Raw genomic sequence first — 15244 nt, forward strand, 5'->3', positions numbered from 1 at the left:
GGTCGGTCTCCCGAGGGCTTGTTGATCAGCCGGCGCGGCGGAAACGGAGGGCGTGGACGCGGGCGGTCCTGATCGTGAATCCTTGCCCGTCCTCGTCGAAGATCAGCCGCGTGCCGAGCGCCGTGAACGTGCCGTCGGCACTGCGCTTCAGCTCCAGCGGTTCGCCCGGCGCGCGGGCGAAGCGCGACGCAACCCCCGCCGTCAGCACGTCGCCGGCGATGCGCACGTCCCAGGTCGCCTGAAGCTCGTCGGAGACGTAGCGGCCGTCGAGCGCGGGCTTGGCGGCGGAGGACGCGTCGTCCGCAGTCAGGATGTCGCCCTCGATCGCCTCGACAATCGCGTCGGCCTTGTCCTGGGACACCCAGTCGCCGCGGTTGCACAAGACGGCGACGCTCAGCTTCCGCTCCGGCAGGCGGGCGTACATGTTCTTGAACGCTTCGGCGCCACCACCATGCTGGACGAAGTACTGGCCGTTACGGCTGCCGATCATCAGGCCGCCGCCATAGACGAGCCCGGTCCGCTCCTCGAGGGCCGGCTGGCCGTTGGTGAAGGTGCCGGGCGTCGTCATGATCTTCGCGACCGCGGGCGTCCAGACCTTGTGGCCGACCTCAATGTCGCGGTCGAAACGGGCGAGATCGTTGATGGTGACCATTAGCCCGCCGGAGCCGCTGAAGGTCGGATAGGTGTCGCGAATCTCGAACCCGTCGCCGACGGGGACGTAGCCATGGGCGATGTTGGTCCCGCTGGGCTTTGCGTCGTTCATGAAGAAGCTGCGCTTCATTCCGAGCGGCCGGAGGATCGCCTTCTTGGCATAATCCGCGAACGGCATGCCGGAGACGCGCTCGACGATTTCGGCGAGGAGCAGATAGCCCCCGTTCGAATAAGTGTAGGCGGTTCCGGGCGTGAAGTTGGTGCTCTTCTGCGCGAACAGCAGCTTGAGCGCGGTGGCCTTGTCGGTGTCCGCCGCGCTGTCAATTCCGGCGAGGCGGATCAGTTCGAGCGAATCGCGGATGCCTGCGGTGTGCAGCATGAGCATCCGAACCGTGACTGGAACTTCATATTCCGGGAGTTCGGGGAGATATTTGCGGACATCGTCATCGAGCGAGAGCTTCTTCTGCTCGATCAGCTTGGCCGCGGCGAGCGCGGTGAACTGCTTCGAAACCGAGGCTGCATAGAAAAGAGTGTCGCCATCGAGCGGCTTGCCCTTCTCGATGTCGCCGGAGCCGGCCGCAGTGACGAAGAGAGTCTTCCCTCCGCGAAAAGCGCCGGCGGCGCATCCGGGCGCAGCGAGGCCCTTCGGGTCGGATATGATTTCCCTTACCTTGGCCACGTCGATCGCCTGGGCGGGAGTCGCAACGAGCGTTGCGAGGAGAAGGGAAATGATCTTGACCTTGGGCATCACTGCACTCCGAACGACTTTTTTATAAGGTGTGGCTGTGGCGCCGTCGGGTGCCACAGCCCCGAGGCTTAGTAGCGGAAGCGAACACCCGCAGTGTAGGTGCGGCCGACTACGTCGTAGAGCGAACGTACAGTCGCAAAGCCACCCGTTCCGGTGATCGGCGGATCATTGTCGAACAGATTGGAGACACCCGCGAAAAGGGAGACTTTCCGGTCACCGTCGTCGATGATCGCATATTGCGCCGACAGATCGACATAGAGGCGGCCCGAGTGCTCGAGCACGTTCAGGTCCTTGTAGGTGAAGGCGTTGTTGATGTTGCCGCCGCCGACATAGCGACCCGTGAGGCTGAGCGTCGTCGGCCCAGCTTCGTAAGTCGCATTGGCGTTGGCGCGCCAGTGCGGCGTGCCGCCGAGGCTGGCGATCGTGGGCTGGTCGGTGGAACCGGCCAACTCGGTGACGGTGCGACCATCATCCAGCGTCATCTTGCCGACGTACGTGACGAGCGTCCGCAGCGACAGATTGCCGGACGCCACCGGCATGCGGTAGGCGATTTCGACGTCGACGCCCCGCGTATGGACCGACTGCAGGTTCTGCGGCGACGATTCGACTTGGGCGATCCGCCCGTCCGCTCCGCGGGTGATCAGGCCGCACAGCTGCGGCTGATCACGATAGCAGCGATCGACGATCGACGCAGCGGAGAGCGCGAGGATCGCGTCCTTGAGCTTAATGTCGTAATAGTCGATCGAGACCCTGAGGTTCGGCACGAAGGCAGGGCTCAGCACAACGCCTGCGGTCAGCGTGTCCGCTTTCTCCGGCTGCAGGCTGGCGTTGCCGCGGGTGAGGGTCTGGACGCTGTACGACTGGTTGATCACCGGGTCGAACGGGCTGAACTGAGCGGTCGTTGCGCCCGAGAAGAGCTCGGCCATGCTGGGCGCCCGGATGTCACGCGAGCGCGTCGCCCGAAAGCGGATGTCGTCGTTGACCTCCCACGTGCCGCCGACCTTCCAGGTCGTGACCGTTCCCGAAGTGCTGTAATCGGTCAGGCGGCCGGCGACGTTGAGCTCGAGCGAGTCCGCCCAGCTCTGGTCGGCGGCGAGAGGAACGACGAGTTCGCCGAACGCTTCCTTGACGGTGACTTCGCCCTTCCACGGCACGGTGTTGCCGGTCGAGAAGGAGCCCGCCGCCGACAGCGGATCCGACGTGACGTCGGCCGTCTCGTGGCGCCACTCGGCGCCCGTGGCGAGCGAAACCGGCCCAGCCCAGGTCGAGAAGGGCTCGCCGCGAAGCGTGACCGCCGCCGCATCCTGCGTGAGGTCCCAGACGCGCCAGGTTTCGCCGGTCACATAATCGATTGCCTGTGGGGAGGGCGCCCCGTCCCCGAACAGATTGATCGGCACGCAGCCCGCTGCGCGCGCGGCGAGATTGCGGCAGACGGCGGCGCCGGTCGCCGGATCGGTGACGGCGTCCACGGCGAAGAGGTAATTGGCATTGATGCGCGCGTTGGAGCCGCGGTGACGGTTCTTGGTCTGGCCGCGGGTATAATAAGCGTCCCAGCTCCAGCCGCCGCCGAGCTCACCCTCGAGGCCGCCGACGAAGCGGGTGGTCTCGGCGCGGATGTGGTTCATGCCGCGGCCGTAGTCGCGGCTGTACCGACCCATCGTGAAATTTTCGATGCCGGCCGCCGTCATGGCATCGCGCACCGATTGCTGGAGGAAGGGATTTTGGATGTTGATGCCGATGTTGGTATCCGTGCGGGTGAGCCCGGGATGATCGGTCTTGGACTGCGCCCAGGAGGCTTCGGCATAGGCCGTGATCGAGTCGGTGGCCTCGAAGGAAAGGCGGCCGTAGGCGCTGCGGCGCTTCAGCGGCACCTCAAGGACGAGGTCGCTGGATCCGGAGGCTCCGTCGCCGCCGACCATGCCGGTAGCAGTGCGCAGGCTCCCGTAGCGGAACGGAATGAGGGTGCCGTCCGGAGCGAAGTGACGGCCAGCCAAGGGCCCGGAATTGATGACGCCGCCATACGACAGGTTCGCCGAGCGGGCGTCGGCGACGAGCAGGTTGCGGGGTTCCTGGTTGGTCGCGGTGTAGGCGGGGTTAGCGATGATGCCCCAGCCCTGGTTCCCCCAGTCGCGATCGCCCTGCCGGGCGATGCCACTGTTCTCCGCCATCTCGCCGGCGAGCAGCAGCTTGCCGCGGCCGCCCGCAAAGCTCTGGCCGAAGGCGACGGACGCGAGATAGTTGCGATGGTCATTGTGGTCGGTGATGCCGCCCTGAACGCTCCCCTTGAAGCCTTCGAGCTTGTGGTCGAACTTGAAGTTGACGACTCCCGCGACGGCGTCGGAGCCCCAAGCGGCCGAGGCGCCGCCGGTGACGATGTCGATGCTGCCGATCAGCGCTTGCGGAATGGCGTTGATGTCGACCGGGCCCTGGATCTGCGCTGGAACGAAGCGCTTGCCATCGACCAGCACGAGCGTGCGGTTGAAGCCGAGACCGCGCAGATCGAGATAATTGCCGCCAGCATATTGCGAATTGTTGGTCGAGCTCGACGGCGTCAGCGACGGCCGCACCGCCGGCATCTGGTTGATGACGTCGGCAAGGTTCGGCGCCGCCACCCGCTCGAACTCCTGCGTGCCGAGCACGGTCGTCGGCGTCGGCGCGCTGAACCCTGACCGGGCGACCCGCGAGCCCGTGACGACGATGTCCGGCGTGCTTGCCTCGGTCTGGGCGGCTGCAGTCTCCAGCGCCGGATCCGCTTCGGGTGCGACTGCGGCGGCGGCCTGGGCGAAGGCCGGGGCTGCGCCCAATCCAGCCAGGCCGACGGTCGCGAGCAGCGCGAGCCTGAAGGCGGCGTTCGATACGTTTCGTTCGGTCACTGGCTATTCCCCTTGTTCCTCATCTCTTGCCGGAGCACGCATCGAAGATCGCGCCGCGGCCCTGCGTTTCCCGCTCCGCCTCCCGGCGCCCATCTTCGTGGAACGGGCGCCGAAAGATCGACGAGAGTGTCGCCGTTTCGGCGTCCCCGCATGTTTGGAGTAGCGATTTGAAACTGCTTTCAAGTGCGGCACAAGCGAACACAGTTCAGCGGACAATAACCTCAAGCTTGGGTCTGCCAGGGAGCGCACCATCGGGACGGTTGGGTGGGATGACGCGATCAGGAGAAGAAGGCGGGATCCAGCAGGTCCCCATCTTGGATGATCGGGCCGTTCTCCTCGTCGTCCTCCAGAGAGTTTCCCGCTGAGAACGTGGCGGGCGAGCGCCCGAGTATCCGCTTTTTTGTCCCCGCGGCCGCAAAGTGGCCGGCCCGCTCGCGGCCCAGGAGCTGCCATCCTAGCATCCGGCGCGCTGAACGGCTGGGAGTGGGCCGGGAGCCGACCGGCGGCTTTCGGGTAGACGATAGTTGAAAGCTGCCGCCGCTGAGCGCTGCGGGCGGGCGGCGGCTGCCGACCCACTTGTAGCCACGCCCATCGGCCGTTCGGGTGCCCGGTAGCCGCCCTTTGTTCATCTCACGTTATCCCGTATGCGGGTGGGCAACAAAAACCATTCGGAATAGACAAAGCGGTCGTGGCTGGAGCAGCCGCAGACGGCTTGATGACGAAGGTGCATGTCATCGGCATGTAACATCAAGGCTCTTAGCGGCGACCTTCGTTCATGGAGGATCGGCCGGACACGATGTCAGGCAAGCCTGAAGTCGTTCGCTGGATCGCGCACCAAATCCTGCCGCACGAGGCCGACGTGCGCCGTTGGCTGCTCCGTCACGCCGGCAACCCGGACGATGCAGACGACATCATCCAGCACGCCTACTGCCGCCTCGCCGAACTCGATTATGTCGGCCATATCCAGAGCGGTCGGCGCTATTTCTTCACCGCCGCCAAATCGATCCTGATCGAACGCTTGCGCCGATCGCGCATTGTTCAGTTCCGCGCGATGACGGATTTGGACGCCTCGTCCATCATGGATGATAGTCCGTCGCCGGAAACGATCGCCGGCGATAGGCTGGAGCTGCAGCATGTGCTCGATCTGCTCGACACGCTGCCGCCAGCCTATCGCGAGGTGCTTCACCTGCGGCGGATCGAAGGGTTGTCGCAGCGCGAGGCAGCGGCGCGGCTCGGTGTGAGCGAGAATGTGATAGAAAACAATGTCGCCCGGGGATTGAGGATGCTGCTGAAGGCGCTGGCCGAGCGCGGCGTGTCGCACGCGCCGGAAGCGGAGCCGCCGGTACGGAGGACGCATGTCCCGAACCGATGAGGCCGCGGATTGGGCGGCACGGCTCGACGCGGCGGCGTTAGACGCGCCGGCGCGCGCGGGTCTCGACGCGTGGCTGGCCGCCGACCCGCTGAACAAGGGCGCGTTGCTGCGCGCGCAGGCGATGCTCTGCCTGGTCTATGACGCGCCGGGCGCGACTCTGGTCGATGCGCCCGCGCCCGCCGCCGCGCCGCCGCGCCGCCGCCATCGCTGGGCGCTCGCCGCACTGCCCGCCGCTGCCGCGCTCGCCGGGGTGGCGGTGACGGTCGCGTGGCAGCAACCCGATCACGCGCGCTTCGCCACCGAGACCGGTGAGATTCGTCGTGTCGCGCTGGAGGACGGATCGCACGCGATCATCAACACCGATACGCGCATCGACACGGCGATCGACCGCAGCGAGCGGTTGGTCGCGCTCGACACCGGCGAGGCCTGGTTCCAGGTCGCCAAGGACAAGAGCCGCCCCTTCGTGGTCAGTGCCGGCCCGATCCGCGTGCGCGCCACCGGCACCGCCTTTGCCGTGCGCCGCGATGCCGATGCGGTCACCGTCACCGTGACAGAGGGCGCGGTGGAAATGTGGAACAGCGCCACACCTAGTCGCCGTACGCCTGCGCGCGCCGGCCAATCGGCCAAAATGGCTTTCGCCTCGCCCGTGAACCGCCTCCCCCGGCTCATCCCGGCCCACGAAAGTGCCCTCGCGTGGCGCGACGGCGATATCGTGCTCGACGGCATGACGCTGGGCCAGGCCGCGGCGGAGTTCAACCGCTACAATCTGCGCAAGATCCGCGTCGAGGCGCCGGGTGCGACCGACACGCCGATGCTGGGCTATTTCAAGATCAACCAGCCCGAGCAGTTCGCGCTGGCAGCATCGGGCATCGTCAACGGATCGGTGCGCCATGACGGTAACAATCTCGTCATAACAACGTCAGAAACCCGTAACTGAAAACTTTCTCAATCTCCTGACGGAAAAGCTCTTCTCGCTCATCAAGAGGTCCGACACCTTTTGGGGGCTGAGATGTTCACGTCAGATTTTGCTACCCGGCTGGCAGCAGCGCTGCTTGCCGGAACCGCTTTCGCGAGCGCCGGTGCCAGCGTCGCGCAGGCCGCGACGATGGTGCGCGATTTCGCCGTGCCCGCCGGCCCGGCGCTGGCGTCGGTGCCGCAGTTCGCGCGCCAGGCCGGCATCCAGATCCTGATGTCCGCCAATGCCGCGCAGGGCGTGCGCACCCGTGCGGTGAAGGGCAGCCACAAGGCGCGCAGCGGGCTGGAGCGGATGCTGAACGGCACCGGGCTGCGCATCGCCACCTGGAACGGCGACGTGGTGACGCTCGCCGTCGAGGAACCGGCGACGGCGGAGGACGATGACCAGCAGGACGCGCGCAACGTCGGATCAGAGGAAATCCTCGTCATCGGCATCACCTCGCCGTTCCGATCGAAGGGCAATTCCACCACCATCGTGGAATCGGTCGTCTATGACGATGTCGAGACGCTGACGGCGGACGGCTCGATCGCCGGCCTGCTCACCCAGCTGCCCGGCATCAGCACCGTCGAGGACGGCGAATATCCCCGCTACGTCACCGTGCGCGGCATCTCGCCCGATCTCAACCACACCACCATCGACGGCCTGACGCTGGCGACGGTGGGCGAAAGCGGCGCGGGCACCCGGCGGGTCAACCTCCAGCTGCTGCCCAGCGACCTGTCGGGCCGCGTCGACCTGTTCAAGACCTTCACCGCTGAGCAGGACGGCGGCGCGATCGGCGGCGCGATCAACATCGTCACCCGCAGCGCCTTCGACAAGCGCAAGCAGGATCTCTTCCTCGACGTCTATGGCCTTTATCGCACCATGGAGGGCGAGGGCGGCAGTAATTCCTATGGCGAGCCGCGCAAGCACTGGGGCTATGGTGTGAAGGGCAATTACGCCACCCGCTTCGGTGCCAATCAGGAATTCGGCTTGATCGTCTCGGGCCGCTATGAAAGCACGCCGCGCAACTTCTCGCAGAACTGGCAGAATACCAAACGCTTCTTCACCGACGCCAATCAGCCGATTGCACGCCCGGATGCCGAGCTCGGCTGGAACGGCGGCGCACTGCCCGGCAATTTCGGTTATGGCACCTATGCCGACGTGTCGGACACTTATGGCGGGTCGGCGAAGTTGGAATATCGCGCCGCCGACGACAGCGTCCAGGCGAGCGTGATCGGCTATGATTACGTCCGCAAGCAGGACCAGTCGACCAACATCAACTATGTCGACACCGCCAATTTCGTCGAGGATCAGACGCCGACCAGCGGCCGGATGCGCATCAGCCAGCTCGTCGAGAACTACCGTCACAACCAGTACCGCCGCGAGAACCGCGGCATCCTGACCAACGCCGCGTTCGAAGTGGGCGACACGCGCGTCACTGCGCGCACCGGCCTGACCGAGGAGACGTTCAAGGATTGGGAGCCGTACGTCAGCATCCTGACCAACCCGACCGGCTATTACCTCACCTATGACGCGCCGGAAGGCGAGATCCCGACGCTGCGCGGGATCGAGGATCCTTCCGTGCTGCTCAATACGCCCTACCGCATGAACGCGCAGCGCGACGTGTACAGCAATGCGCGCCAGCGGGTGTTCAACACGCGCATGGACGTGCTCAACAACGTCGATCGTGGATCGCGCGGACTCGGCTATGTCACCGGCTGGGAGTTCCGCCGGCTCGACATGCGCAAGAACATTGATCGCGTCGATCGCCGCGTCTCGGGCACGATCAACGATTATATCTACGACTCCGGCTATCGCCCGCCGCACAGCCCGCATTCCTATGCATGGCTCGACTTTAACCGTTACTATGACGAACGCTGGAACAGCTTCCCGGTCAACGATTCCGCCAGCCGGCACAACAGCCTGACGTCCGACTATCGCTATCAGGAGGATCTGTTCACCGGCTATCTGTCGCTGCACTATAACCTGCCGAACACCACGATCGTCGGCGGCGTGCGCTATGAGAACGTCTCCTTCACCGGCACCACGCCGATCATCACGAGCGGCAGCGCAACGGGCGAGTTCACGCGCAACGAGGGCGATTACGGTTACTTCCTGCCCTCGCTGAACATCGTTCACCGGCTGGACAATACCAACATCCGCCTGTCCTATTCGCAGACGCTCGGCCGTCCGACGCCCAACAGCATCGCCGCCGCCGAAAGCACCACCTGCGGCGACAGTGGCGAGGGCAGCTTGGAATGCACCATCACCCGCGGCAACCCAAACCTGAAGCCGCGCCGCTCGCGCAATCTCGATGCGACGGTGGAGCATTATTATTCCGGCGTGAACGGCATGTTGCTGCTCGGCTATTTCCACAAGAAGATCAGCGACGACATCTTCACCCTGCGGCAGGAAGAGGTGATCGACGGCAATCTCTACACCATCCGCCAGCCGCTCAACGCCGCGAGTTCGCAGATCCAGGGCGTGGAATTCGCCTGGGTGCATCGTTCGCTGCCGGTGCCGGTCGCCGATCACATGGTCGATCTCTCGTTCAATCTGTCCCGCCTGTGGGGCAAGATGAACTACGTCACTGATACCGGGGCGCGGGAACTCGACCGTTTGGAATCGCAGCCCAAGTGGATCGGCAACGTTTCCGCGACGTACCGCATCCCGGCGGTGAACGGCGGCATTCGCATCAACGCCAATTATCGCGATCGCTTCCTCAGCGGGATCGGCGCCAACCCGTGGCAGGACCAGAGCGCAGACTCGCTCACCACGGTGAACCTCGCCGCGTGGCACGATGTCACCGACAATGTCGTGTTCAAGTACGAATGGAACAATCTGTTCGACAACCAGCCGCAGTTCCGCGCCGGCGAGAATGACGATTGGGTGCGCCAGAAGAACGATTACGGATCGGCGCTGTTCTTCCACGCCATCATGAAGTTCTGACGGACTTGATGAAGCGCTTGCTTCCCCTGCTGCTCGCCGCCGCGGCGATCGCGGCGGCGGCATCGCCCGCCTCCGCTGCCCCGGTCCATGATCGGGCGGCGGAGGCGCTTGGCCAGCGGCTGTTCCCGATCCTGACGGCAGTCGCCGGAGCGCCGGACACCGTCGCGCGGCTGAACGCCGACCCGGCGCTCAAGGCAGCACGCGCGCGTCGCAACAGCCGCATGCAGGCCTGCGACAGCGCCCCGCCATGCCGCGCACAAGCCGCGCTCTGGCTGGATGACGAACGCACCGCCCTGCGCAATGCCACCGCCCAATATGTCAAACCCCTGTTGAAGAAGCGCGGCCTCGTGCCCGAAGACGGCATCGCCGCCGGCGTGCAGCGCGAACTCTCCGGCCTCAATTCGATCCTCGACGTTTATGCGCTCGGCATGCCGCCGCGCTATCCGGTGATCGACGGCCCAACCGCCGCCTTCGGCACCGCGGAGCAGCGCCGCCGTTTGCAGATCGCGCTGTGGACCAGCGACACAGACCACGCCACCTCCGCCGACGCGCTCGATTCCAGCATCGATCTCGCGCTCGCGCTGCTCGACGCGCACGATCGCACGGACGCGATCGGCTTCGAACCGCTCGACAGCGGCGAGAACGCTCCCGCCATCGCCCGTGCCCGCACGATCGACTGGCAGCGCTATGCTTACACGGCGATCATCGTCCCCGGCATCGGCCGGGAATATACCGACACCACGCTCAGCGCGGGCGGCAAATACCACCTTCGCCTCGCCGCCGCGCGCTTCGCCGAGGGCGCCGCACCCTTCATCATCGTCAGCGGCGGCCGCGCCCATCCGCGTGCCACGCCGCATGCCGAGGCGGTGGAGATGCGCCGCGCGCTGATTGGCCGCTACGGCATCCCCGCCGATGCGATCGTGATCGAGCCTTACGCCCGCCACACCACCACCAATTTGCGCAACGCCACGCGCCGCCTCATTGCGCTCGGCGCCCCGCTCACCCGCGAGGCGCGGATCGTCTGCAAACCCGATCAGAGCCGCAACATCGAGAAGCCGAGCTTTGCCGAGCGCAACCAGCGCGAGCTCGGCTACCAGCCCGGCACGGTCACCCGGCGCCTCTCACCAACCGAGCTCGCCTTCCGTCCGTCCCCCGTTTCCGCGCGCATCGACCCGCTCGATCCGCTCGACCCCTGACCTGCCAAGGAACCGCCACATGTCCCCGATCGACCGCCGCCGCCTGCTCACCGGCCTGATCGCCGCTGGTGGCGGCATCATCGCCGCGCCGCCGTCGCTCGCCGTGGCGCTGGGCGAGGACAAGGTCCGCCCGCGCAACCTGCGCGAGAATCCGGTCTTCCTCACCACGCCCTTCCAGCTCGGCGTCGCGTCGGGCGATCCGTCCGCAGATGGCTTCGTGCTGTGGACCCGCCTCGCGCCCGAGCCGCTGGCGCCGGGCGGCGGCATGCCGATAGTGCCGGTGCTGGTCGGCTGGGAAGTGGCGGCCGACGAAGGCTTCCGCACGATCGTCGCCAAGGGCGATGCGATCGCCCACCCCGAACTCGGCCACGCCGTCCATGTCGAGGTGGCGGGCCTCGCCCCGGACCGGCCCTATTGGTATCGCTTCCGCTGCGGATCGGAGCGCAGCTTCACCGGCCGCAGCCGCACCTTCCCGCTGCCCGGCGCGCGCACGGCGCGGGCGCGTTTCGCCGTTGCCGGGTGCCAGCATTATGAGGAAGGCCATTACACCGCCTGGCGCCGCATCGCCGAAACGCCGCTCGATTTCGTCTTCCATTATGGCGACTATATCTACGAAGGCCGCGACAATGGCGATGCCACGCGCCTGCTGAACGGCCGCGCGATCAATCCGATCCGCCGCCATATCGGGCAGGAAATCTACTCGCTCGACGATTATCGCCGCCGCTACGCGCTCTACAAGACCGATCCCGATCTTCAGGCCGCGCATGCCGCCGCGCCTTGGCTGGTCAGCTTCGACGATCACGAGATCGATAATAATTGGGCGGCCGACATCGACCAGGACGGCACGCCGCCCGAGATCTTCCGCCTGCGCCGCGCCGCCGCGATGCAGGCCTATTACGAACATATGCCGCTGCGCCGCCGGTCCTTGCCGCTGAACGGCCATATGCAGATGTACCGCCACGCGCGTTTCGGCGACCTGATCGACGCGCATGTCCTCGACACGCGGCAATATCGCAGCGATCAGGTCGGCGGCGATCGGGATGGCGTGCCGGTGCCGGAGGTGTTCGCGGAAAATCGTACCATGCTGGGTGCCGAGCAGGAGAAATGGTTGTTCGACGGGCTGGTGCGCAGCGATGCACGCTGGAATCTGATCGCGCAGCAGGTGATGTTGATGGCGATCGGTCGCCGCGAGGCGCCGGGCACCGCTGATCTCGCCTATCCGATGGACGTCTGGTCCGGCTATCGCGCGCCGCGCCAGCGCCTCCTGCACCACATTCGGGAGAGCAAGCTCACCAACGTCATCACGATCAGTGGCGACGCGCACCGCCATTACGCCGGTGACTTGATCCCCGACGACAGCGACAACCCGGTCGCCAGTGAATATCTCGCGACCTCGGTAACGTCCGGCGGTGACGGTACCGATGCCGAGGACGCGCTCGCCCGCTCGATCCGCTTTGGCAACAACCATTTTCTAAAGGCGATGAGCGATCGCCGTGGTTATCTGCTGTGCGACGTCGATCGCGAGCGCTGGCGCGGCGAACTGAAGGTACTGAGCAGCGTTACCGACCGCGTTGGCAGGCTCCGCAACCATGCCGTCTTCGTAACGGATCACGGTAAGATCGGCTTGCAGGCCGCATGATTCTTCCGCTGGTTCAGAATGACCGTCCTTGGCGGCTGTATTGCAAGCGTGGATCGCTAATCCGCTCCATAGCAAGTAGGCGCGCCTCAAGGCAGCTATCGGCCTTCATCATCTGATAGCGGTCGGACTGCTAAGTCCCCAGAGGCGGTTATTCGAGCCGCCGCTCCAGCAAGAATATGAACGGCAGCTCTTCGGTACGCGCAGGCCCCACCTGAACGGCTGGAACTGGGGCGCGTAGCTGCCGCCGAGGCAGCGACGAACGAAGGTCCGGTATTGTCTTGCTGAGTTGGCTTGAACAGGACAGACCGGACCGACGACGTCGCCGATCCGGTCCGACTGCCATGTGTCGCTACGTCACGTAGCCGAAATGGTCAGGCCGTCAGACGCGACCGCCGCGAGCTATGGCCGCCATTGCGATACAGGATGTCAGCCGCTGTCTCAGATGGGACCGACGCAGCATCCGCTTCGACGGAGACGAGGACGCTCCCGCGGCCGAGATGATCGCTGTAGTAGCTGGCATCCTGTTCATCGATGCCGTGCTTTGTCAGCGTCTCGTTAAGGGTTCCCGCCGCAGCGCCAGCCGCGGCGCCAATTGCCACTGCGCCAGGCACCGCCGATGCGGCTATTGCGCCAGCGGCGACGAGCGGTCCTACGCCTGGGATTGCGAGCGCTGCGACGCCGAGGCCGGCACCGAGCGCCCCGCCACTCAGAATGCCACGCATGATGCTGCCGTGACCGTCGTCGGTAACCTCACCGCCGCCGTCTTCGGTGCTGGTCACGCCGTCGTTGGCGGTCACGATCGACAGGGCGCGATCGGAAACACCGGCCTGCCGCAGGTCTGCCACGGCGCGGTTCGCCTCTGCGGGGGTGTCGAAAACGGCCGAAGCCAGATTGGTAGTCATGGGTTATTCTCCGAAGATCAGCGCAGCGAGCCGCGACGAAACAGGTTGATGGTTGCGAGCAGCACAACCGCGCCGAGCAGCGACACCAGCACGGACTGGATCGAGATTACGCCGCTGGTGATCGGAGCGCCGCCGATCAGCGGGGTCACGATGAACCCGGCCAACAACGCGCCGACGATGCCCACGACGACGTTCAACAGGATGCCCTGCTGGCCATCGGTGCGCATGATCATGCTGGCGACCCAGCCGATCAGCCCGCCAACGATAAGAAGGACGATAAGGCCCATGGTATTTTCCTTCGCTTGATTACCTGACGATTGAACCGTCGGCGGTATGCGAATGTTCAGATCGGCGCTGATGCGATCGATTTGTGGTTGGTGCACAAGTACCAGGTCGCCTGGTACCCATCTGCGGAACAGCCGTTGTTGCTGCGCGCTTGTGCGGCATGCCAGATGCCTCGACCCACGACGATCAGCCAACGCTGCGCCATCTGGAGCAATTGATGGCGCAGTTGCTCGACGGGGTAATCCTGATCGACACAACCGGCGTAATCCTTAGCGCGAACGAAGCAGCGCTGCGCATGCACGGCGTGAGAGCCCTCGAGGATCTGGGGGGCACGGCGGAAGGCTATGCACAGCGCTTCTCGCTACGCACGCGCGACAATCGCCCGATGAAGCAGCGCGAATACCCACTATTTCGCCTGCTCGCGGGGGAGAGTTTCCCCGACCTGATCGTTGAGGTCGCGTCAGCCGGCGACGATCAGGTCCGCTGGGTGCACCAGGTGCGTGACGTGGTGATGGATGTTGATGGCGGTGATGCCGATTACCTGGCGCTCGTGATCGACGACCTGTCCGACCAGTTCGATGCCGAGGCGCGGTTCGCGGCGATGTTCAACGCAAATCCGGCGCCGGCGATCGTTGTTCGGCTAAGCGACCGCCGGATCGCGCAGGTCAATCCCGGGTTCGAAACGCTGACCGGGTTCGCACCTGAGCAGCTCGTCGGCAAGACGCTGTTCGGGCTCGACCTCCTCAGCGGCCTATCCGACCCTGTCACTGTGCGGCGACAAATCGAGGACGGCGAAGTCGTCCCGCAAGCTGAGGCCGAACTGCGCATTGCCGACGGAGCCCGCCGGCTGGTGCTGTTCGCCGGGCAACCGATCGACGTAACCGAAGAGGACGCACTGCTGCTGACCTTCGCCGACCTCGAACCCCGGCGTGAGGCAGAGCGCGCGCTCGCCGCAAGTGAGCATCACCTGCAGGCGATGTTCGAGATGGCGCCGGTGGCCATGATGGTGACGCGCGACGTCGACCATCGGATTGCGAGCGTCAATGCAGCCTTTCGCGAGCTGACCGGGCATACCGGTACTGCCGCGATCGGGCGGACGGCCGACGACCTGCAGCTATGGACGCAGGCCGAACAACGCGTAGCGCTCGAATGTGAATTGGTGGAGCACGGTAGCGTTCGGGATGGAAACGCCGCGCTTCGATCCGCAGGTGGCGCAGCGCTGGACACACTCATGTCGGCGGAGACGATCAGCGTTGACGGAGCGCCGAGCGTGCTCTGGGTGTTCCACGATGTCACCGAGCGAAAGCAGAGCGAGCGCGAACTGGCTGCCGCGATCGAGGAGGTGATGAAGGACACCAGCTGGCTCAGCCATTCGATCCTGGACAAACTGGCTACCCTGCGCCACCCGGAAGCGCGCGCTCCGGCAGCAACGCTGAGCCCGCGCGAGCGCGAGATCCTCGAACTTGTCTGCGACGATCTCGACGACGGCGCCATCGCCGAACGGCTGGCGCTCTCGCGCAACACGGTGCGCAACCATGTCGCGCGTCTTTACGCAAAAATCGGTGTCAATCGCCGCAGCGGTGCAGTGATATGGGGGCGCGAGCGAGGCATCGGGAAAGGTGAGGCCATATGAACGAACGGTCGGGGCTGGGACACTAACGCGAACGGGTAAAT

Annotated in this window: 10 protein-coding genes; 6 read left to right on the forward strand and 4 right to left on the reverse strand. The window is 65.4% G+C overall.

Going from position 1 to position 15244, the window contains the following annotated elements:
* Positions 1-25: 25 nt before the first annotated feature.
* The gene (locus L8F96_RS10080) at positions 26-1399 is read right to left on the reverse strand and encodes a serine hydrolase domain-containing protein (RefSeq protein ID WP_334655919.1); all 1374 of its coding nucleotides are present in this window, start codon (positions 1397-1399) and stop codon (positions 26-28) included.
* Positions 1400-1467: 68 nt separating this feature from the next.
* Positions 1468-4272: a TonB-dependent receptor domain-containing protein gene (locus L8F96_RS10085; protein WP_334655920.1), complete on the reverse strand. Its 2805-nt coding sequence runs from the start codon at positions 4270-4272 to the stop codon at positions 1468-1470.
* Between the two features lie 796 nt (positions 4273-5068).
* Between L8F96_RS10085 and L8F96_RS10090 the strand changes: the two genes are divergently transcribed.
* The 5 genes from L8F96_RS10090 to L8F96_RS10110 all read left to right on the forward strand — a co-directional run bounded on the left by L8F96_RS10090 (position 5069) and on the right by L8F96_RS10110 (position 12383).
* Complete coding sequence (locus tag L8F96_RS10090) at positions 5069-5644, forward strand: RNA polymerase sigma factor (RefSeq protein WP_334655921.1); 576 nt, start codon at positions 5069-5071, stop codon at positions 5642-5644.
* Positions 5628-6581 (forward strand): FecR family protein, encoded by a 954-nt coding sequence (locus L8F96_RS10095; protein ID WP_334655922.1) that lies wholly within the window; start codon positions 5628-5630, stop codon positions 6579-6581. Before L8F96_RS10090 ends, L8F96_RS10095 begins: the two co-directional genes overlap by 17 nt.
* Before the next feature lie 72 nt (positions 6582-6653).
* Positions 6654-9548 carry a TonB-dependent receptor gene (locus L8F96_RS10100; protein ID WP_334655923.1) on the forward strand — a complete coding sequence of 965 codons (2895 nt, stop codon included), beginning with the start codon at positions 6654-6656 and terminating at the stop codon, positions 9546-9548.
* 8 nt (positions 9549-9556) lie between these two features.
* Positions 9557-10744 (forward strand): ElyC/SanA/YdcF family protein, encoded by a 1188-nt coding sequence (locus tag L8F96_RS10105; protein ID WP_334655924.1) that lies wholly within the window; start codon positions 9557-9559, stop codon positions 10742-10744.
* Between the two features lie 19 nt (positions 10745-10763).
* The gene (locus L8F96_RS10110) at positions 10764-12383 is read left to right on the forward strand and encodes an alkaline phosphatase D family protein (RefSeq protein WP_334655925.1); all 1620 of its coding nucleotides are present in this window, start codon (positions 10764-10766) and stop codon (positions 12381-12383) included.
* A gap of 371 nt (positions 12384-12754) precedes the next feature.
* On the opposite strand, the gene L8F96_RS10115 is transcribed toward L8F96_RS10110, so the two are convergent.
* Complete coding sequence (locus L8F96_RS10115; protein WP_334655926.1) at positions 12755-13285, reverse strand: hypothetical protein; 531 nt, start codon at positions 13283-13285, stop codon at positions 12755-12757.
* Positions 13286-13302: 17 nt separating this feature from the next.
* The gene (locus L8F96_RS10120) at positions 13303-13572 is read right to left on the reverse strand and encodes a GlsB/YeaQ/YmgE family stress response membrane protein (RefSeq protein WP_334655927.1); all 270 of its coding nucleotides are present in this window, start codon (positions 13570-13572) and stop codon (positions 13303-13305) included.
* Between the two features lie 158 nt (positions 13573-13730).
* Here L8F96_RS10120 and L8F96_RS10125 point away from each other — a divergent pair, with 158 nt between their 5' ends.
* Positions 13731-15203, forward strand: coding sequence for a PAS domain S-box protein (locus L8F96_RS10125; RefSeq protein WP_334655928.1), 1473 nt, complete (start codon positions 13731-13733; stop codon positions 15201-15203).
* Positions 15204-15244 lie beyond the last annotated feature (41 nt).

Origin of the sequence: Sphingomonas panaciterrae (genome assembly GCF_036890205.1) — a bacterium.
GTDB classification, from domain to species: domain Bacteria; phylum Pseudomonadota; class Alphaproteobacteria; order Sphingomonadales; family Sphingomonadaceae; genus Sphingomonas; species Sphingomonas panaciterrae.

Bases quoted from the DNA above. Each gene is read 5' to 3' on its own strand.
- L8F96_RS10080 (WP_334655919.1), bottom strand. From the start codon at position 1,399: ATGCCCAAGGTCAAGATCATTTCCCTTCTCCTCGCAACGCTCGTTGCG.
- L8F96_RS10090 (WP_334655921.1), top strand. From the start codon at position 5,069: ATGTCAGGCAAGCCTGAAGTCGTTCGCTGGATCGCGCACCAAATCCTG.
- L8F96_RS10095 (WP_334655922.1), top strand. From the start codon at position 5,628: ATGTCCCGAACCGATGAGGCCGCGGATTGGGCGGCACGGCTCGACGCG.
- L8F96_RS10100 (WP_334655923.1), top strand. From the start codon at position 6,654: ATGTTCACGTCAGATTTTGCTACCCGGCTGGCAGCAGCGCTGCTTGCC.
- L8F96_RS10105 (WP_334655924.1), top strand. From the start codon at position 9,557: ATGAAGCGCTTGCTTCCCCTGCTGCTCGCCGCCGCGGCGATCGCGGCG.
- L8F96_RS10110 (WP_334655925.1), top strand. From the start codon at position 10,764: ATGTCCCCGATCGACCGCCGCCGCCTGCTCACCGGCCTGATCGCCGCT.
- L8F96_RS10115 (WP_334655926.1), bottom strand. From the start codon at position 13,285: ATGACTACCAATCTGGCTTCGGCCGTTTTCGACACCCCCGCAGAGGCG.
- L8F96_RS10120 (WP_334655927.1), bottom strand. From the start codon at position 13,572: ATGGGCCTTATCGTCCTTCTTATCGTTGGCGGGCTGATCGGCTGGGTC.
- L8F96_RS10125 (WP_334655928.1), top strand. From the start codon at position 13,731: ATGCCAGATGCCTCGACCCACGACGATCAGCCAACGCTGCGCCATCTG.